This window comes from Actinomadura sp. NBRC 104425, assembly GCF_030269545.1.
Lineage (GTDB): Bacteria > Actinomycetota > Actinomycetes > Streptosporangiales > Streptosporangiaceae > Spirillospora > Spirillospora keratinilytica.
The window spans coordinates 1-5321 of sequence record NZ_BSTN01000062.1; the positions used below are offsets into that span (position 1 = coordinate 1).

Here is a 5321-nt window from a genome sequence, read left to right on the forward strand (position 1 = left end):
TGTGGTGGGTGTTTGGACCTTGATGGAGAGTTTGATCCTGGCTCAGGACGAACGCTGGCGGCGTGCTTAACACATGCAAGTCGAGCGGAAAGGCCCCTTCGGGGGTACTCGAGCGGCGAACGGGTGAGTAACACGTGAGCAACCTGCCCCTGACTCCGGGATAAGCCTGGGAAACCGGGTCTAATACCGGATACGACCATTGCGGGCATCCGTTGGTGGTGGAAAGTTTTTTCGGTCGGGGATGGGCTCGCGGCCTATCAGCTTGTTGGTGGGGTGATGGCCTACCAAGGCGACGACGGGTAACCGGCCTGAGAGGGCGACCGGTCACACTGGGACTGAGACACGGCCCAGACTCCTACGGGAGGCAGCAGTGGGGAATATTGCGCAATGGGCGGAAGCCTGACGCAGCGACGCCGCGTGGGGGATGACGGCCTTCGGGTTGTAAACCTCTTTCAGCGGGGACGAAGCCTTTTTGGGGTGACGGTACCTGCAGAAGAAGCGCCGGCTAACTACGTGCCAGCAGCCGCGGTAATACGTAGGGCGCGAGCGTTGTCCGGAATTATTGGGCGTAAAGAGCTCGTAGGCGGTTTGTCGCGTCGGATGTGAAAGCCCATGGCTTAACTGTGGGTCTGCATTCGATACGGGCAGACTAGAGGTAGGTAGGGGAGCATGGAATTCCCGGTGTAGCGGTGAAATGCGCAGATATCGGGAGGAACACCGGTGGCGAAGGCGGTGCTCTGGGCCTTACCTGACGCTGAGGAGCGAAAGCGTGGGGAGCGAACAGGATTAGATACCCTGGTAGTCCACGCCGTAAACGTTGGGCGCTAGGTGTGGGGTTCTTCCACGGATTCCGCGCCGTAGCTAACGCATTAAGCGCCCCGCCTGGGGAGTACGGCCGCAAGGCTAAAACTCAAAGGAATTGACGGGGGCCCGCACAAGCGGCGGAGCATGTTGCTTAATTCGACGCAACGCGAAGAACCTTACCAAGGCTTGACATCACTCGAAAACTCGCAGAGATGCGGGGTCCTTTTTGGGCGGGTGACAGGTGGTGCATGGCTGTCGTCAGCTCGTGTCGTGAGATGTTGGGTTAAGTCCCGCAACGAGCGCAACCCTCGTTCCATGTTGCCAGCACGTGATGGTGGGGACTCATGGGAGACCGCCGGGGTCAACTCGGAGGAAGGTGGGGACGACGTCAAGTCATCATGCCCCTTATGTCTTGGGCTGCAAACATGCTACAATGGCCGGTACAGAGGGCTGCGATACCGTGAGGTGGAGCGAATCCCTTAAAGCCGGTCTCAGTTCGGATTGGGGTCTGCAACTCGACCCCATGAAGTCGGAGTCGCTAGTAATCGCAGATCAGCAACGCTGCGGTGAATACGTTCCCGGGCCTTGTACACACCGCCCGTCACGTCACGAAAGTCGGCAACACCCGAAGCCCGTGGCCCAACCTTTGTGGGGGGAGCGGTCGAAGGTGGGGCCGGCGATTGGGACGAAGTCGTAACAAGGTAGCCGTACCGGAAGGTGCGGCTGGATCACCTCCTTTCTAAGGAGCATCGGCTGGCCACGGCGTCCGGCCTCCTTTTTGGTGGGGGTGAGGGGTTGTGGTCGGTGGCTGCTGTCGGCGGCGGGTGTCCGCCGGGTGGCTGCTCATGGTTGTGGAGCACTGGTTATTCACTGGGTGTCCTGTGCGGCCTGGTTAGTACCGCCCATCGTTTGTGGTGGGAGTGGGAACGGCGGGTTCGGGTGGGGTGTCTGGTGGGCACGCTGTTGGGTCCTGAGGGAACGGGCGTGTGCCCGGGGCCTCTGGACTGCGGGGTCAGGCGGCGGCCTGGTGACGGGTTGGTCGTCTGGTGGTCCCGGTTGTTTTTTGAGAACTGCACAGTGGACGCGAGCATCTCTGGCAGATGATGACTTGTTGTGGTTGTCGTCTGTTGCTGCAGCAGTTTGTTCGTCTTGTGTGTTCAAGTGTTTAAGGGCATACGGTGGATGCCTTGGCACCAGGAGCCGATGAAGGACGTGGGAGCCTGCGATATGCCTCGGGGAGTCGGCAACCAGACTGTGATCCGGGGATTTCCGAATGGGGGAACCTGGCACCCGTCATGGGGTGTCGCCGCCGTCTGAATGTATAGGGCGGTTGGTGGGAACGCGGGGAAGTGAAACATCTCAGTACCCGTAGGAAGAGAAAACAATAGTGATTCCGTGAGTAGTGGTGAGCGAAAGCGGAGGAGCCTAAACCGTGCGCGTGTGATACCTGGCAGGGGTTGCGTGTGCGGGGTTGTGGGAGCGCCTGGCCGGTACTGCCATGCCGGCGGAGAGTGAGAAAGTCTCGTGATAGCCGAACGGCTTGGGATGGCCGACCGTAGACGGTGAGAGTCCGGTAGGCGAAATTGCGGGGCCTCTCTTGGGTGTTGTCCCGAGTAGCACGGAGCCCGTGGAATTCCGTGTGAATCTGCCACGACCACGTGGTAAGGCTGAATACTTCCTGGTGACCGATAGCGGACCAGTACCGTGAGGGAAAGGTGAAAAGTGCCCCGGTGAGGGGTTGTGAAAGAGTACCTGAAACCGTGTGCCTACAAGCCGTCAGAGCCTGGGCCTTCACTTTGTGGGGGTTGTCGGGTGATGGCGTGCCTTTTGAAGAATGAGCCTGCGAGTTATGGTGTGTGGCGAGGTTAACCGGTGGCGGGTAGCCGTAGCGAAAGCGAGTCTGAAGAGGGCGTTGATAGTCGCATGCTGTAGACCCGAAGCGGGGTGATCTAGCCATGGGCAGGGTGAAGCGCCGGTAAGACGGTGTGGAGGCCCGAACCCACCAGGGTTGAAAACCTGGGGGATGACCTGTGGTTAGGGGTGAAAGGCCAATCAAACTCCGTGATAGCTGGTTCTCCCCGAAATGCATTTAGGTGCAGCGTCGTGTGTTTCTTGCCGGAGGTAGAGCTACTGGTTGGCCGATGGGCCCGACAAGGTTACTGACGTCAGCCAAACTCCGAATGCCGGTAAGTGGGAGCGCGGCAGTGAGACTGCGGGGGATAAGCTTCGTAGTCGAGAGGGAAACAGCCCAGATCATCGGCTAAGGCCCCTAAGCGTGTGCTGAGTGGGAAAGGATGTGGAGTTGCCGTGACAACCAGGAGGTTGGCTTAGAAGCAGCCATCCTTGAAAGAGTGCGTAATAGCTCACTGGTCAAGTGATTCCGCGCCGACAATGTAGCGGGGCTCAAGCATACCGCCGAAGCCGTGGCGTTCGATGTTGTGTCGGACGGGTAGGGGAGCGTCCTGCGTCCGGTGAAGCCGTGGAGTGATCCGACGGTGGAGGGTGTGGGAGTGAGAATGCAGGCATGAGTAGCGATTCACACGTGGGAAACGTGTGCGCCGGATGACCAAGGGTTCCTGGGGCAGGTTGATCCGCCCAGGGTAAGTCGGGACCTAAGGCGAGGCCGACGGGCGTAGTCGATGGGCAACGGGTTGATATTCCCGTACCCGCTGGTACGCGCCAGCGCCGAGGCCGTTGATGCTAACCATCCGATCCCGGTTACGGGCCTTCGGGCTTGTTTCTTGGGGGAGCGTGGGGCCCGATGCGGTAGTAGGTGAGCGATGGGGTGACGCAGGAGGGTAGCTCAGCCCAGGCGGTGGTTGTCCTGGGGTAAGCCTGTAGCCCGGTGTGCAGGTAAATCCGCGCACCGTTGTGGGTGAGGGGTGATGCCGAGCCGTTTTAGGTGAAGTGAGTGATCCCATGCTGCCGAGAAAAGCCTCTAGCGAGTGTGCCGGCGGCCCGTACCCTAAACCGACTCAGGTGGTCGGGTAGAGAATACCGAGGCGTTCGGGTGAACTGCGGTTAAGGAACTCGGCAAATTGCCCCCGTAACTTTGGGAGAAGGGGGGCCGCGTCTGGTGATCATCCTTGTGCGGTGGGAGCTGGGTGCGGTCGCAGTGGCCAGGGGGAAGCGACTGTTTACTAAAAACACAGGTCCGTGCGAAGTCGTAAGACGCGGTATACGGACTGACGCCTGCCCGGTGCCGGAACGTTAAGAGGACCGGTTAGACTCTTTTGGGGGTCGAGGCTGAGAATCTAAGCGCCGGTAAACGGCGGTGGTAACTATAACCATCCTAAGGTAGCGAAATTCCTTGTCGGGTAAGTTCCGACCTGCACGAATGGCGTAACGACTTCCCCGCTGTCTCAACCGCAGGCCCGGTGAAATTGCAGTACGAGTAAAGATGCTCGTTTCGCGCAGCAGGACGGAAAGACCCCGGGACCTTCACTGCAGCTTGGCATTGGCGTTTGGTGTGTCTTGTGTAGGATAGGTGGGAGACTGTGAAGCGGGTACGCCAGTATTCGTGGAGTCGTTGGTGAAATACCACTCTGGTCGCATTGAGCGTCTAACCCGCGCCCGTGGATCCGGGTGGGGGACAGTGCCTGGTGGGTAGTTTAACTGGGGCGGTTGCCTCCTAAAGGGTAACGGAGGCGCCCAAAGGTTCCCTCGGCCTGGTTGGTAATCAGGTGGTGAGTGCAAGGGCACAAGGGGGCTTGACTGTGAGACTGACAGGTCGAGCAGGTGCGAAAGCAGGGCCTAGTGATCCGGCATCGGCGTGTGGAAGCGGTGTCGCTCAACGGCTAAAAGGTACCCCGGGGATAACAGGCTGATCTTCCCCAAGAGTCCATATCGACGGGATGGTTTGGCACCTCGATGTCGGCTCGTCGCATCCTGGGGCTGGAGTAGGTCCCAAGGGTTGGGCTGTTCGCCCATTAAAGCGGCACGCGAGCTGGGTTTAGAACGTCGCGAGACAGTTCGGTCCCTATCCGCTGTGCGCGTTGGAGAATTGATGGGGGTCTGTCCCTAGTACGAGAGGACCGGGACGGACGGACCTCTGGTGTGCCAGTTGTCCCGCCAGGGGCATGGCTGGTTGGCTACGTCCGGTCGGGATAACCGCTGAAAGCATCTAAGCGGGAAGCCTTCCTCGAGATGAGTTCTCCCTCCCCGGCTTTGGTCGGGGGTAAGGCTCCCAGTGGACGACTGGGTTGATAGGCCGGGCATGGAAGCATCGTAAGGTGTGGAGTGGACCGGTACTAATAGGCCGAGTGGCTTGACATACACAAGACCTGCTGTGGTGTGGTTGGTGTTCGCGTCCCTGTGTGGTTCTCGGAAAGCAAACGGGAGCCCTGCTTGTTGACAGGTTGATATGGGTTTGCCGGCCCTGTTGGGGTTGGTGTTGGTTGTTCGGTGGTTTTGGCGAAGGGGAAACACCCGGTCCCATTCCGAACCCGGTAGTTAAGCTCTTCAGCGCCGATGGTACTGCATGGGTGACTGTGTGGGAGAGTAGGACGCCGCCGGAC

Annotated in this window: 3 rRNA genes; all 3 read left to right on the top strand. The window is 59.6% G+C overall.

Features of this window, described 5'->3' with window-relative positions:
• Positions 1–19 precede the first annotated feature (19 nt).
• The 3 genes from QSK22_RS32950 to rrf all read left to right on the top strand — a co-directional run bounded on the left by QSK22_RS32950 (position 20) and on the right by rrf (position 5321).
• A 16S ribosomal RNA gene (locus QSK22_RS32950) occupies positions 20–1543 on the top strand.
• 416 nt (positions 1544–1959) lie between these two features.
• Positions 1960–5079 (top strand): 23S ribosomal RNA (locus QSK22_RS32955).
• Positions 5080–5204: 125 nt separating this feature from the next.
• A 5S ribosomal RNA gene (gene rrf, locus QSK22_RS32960) occupies positions 5205–5321 on the top strand.
• The 16S, 23S and 5S rRNA genes sit together here, the layout of an rRNA operon.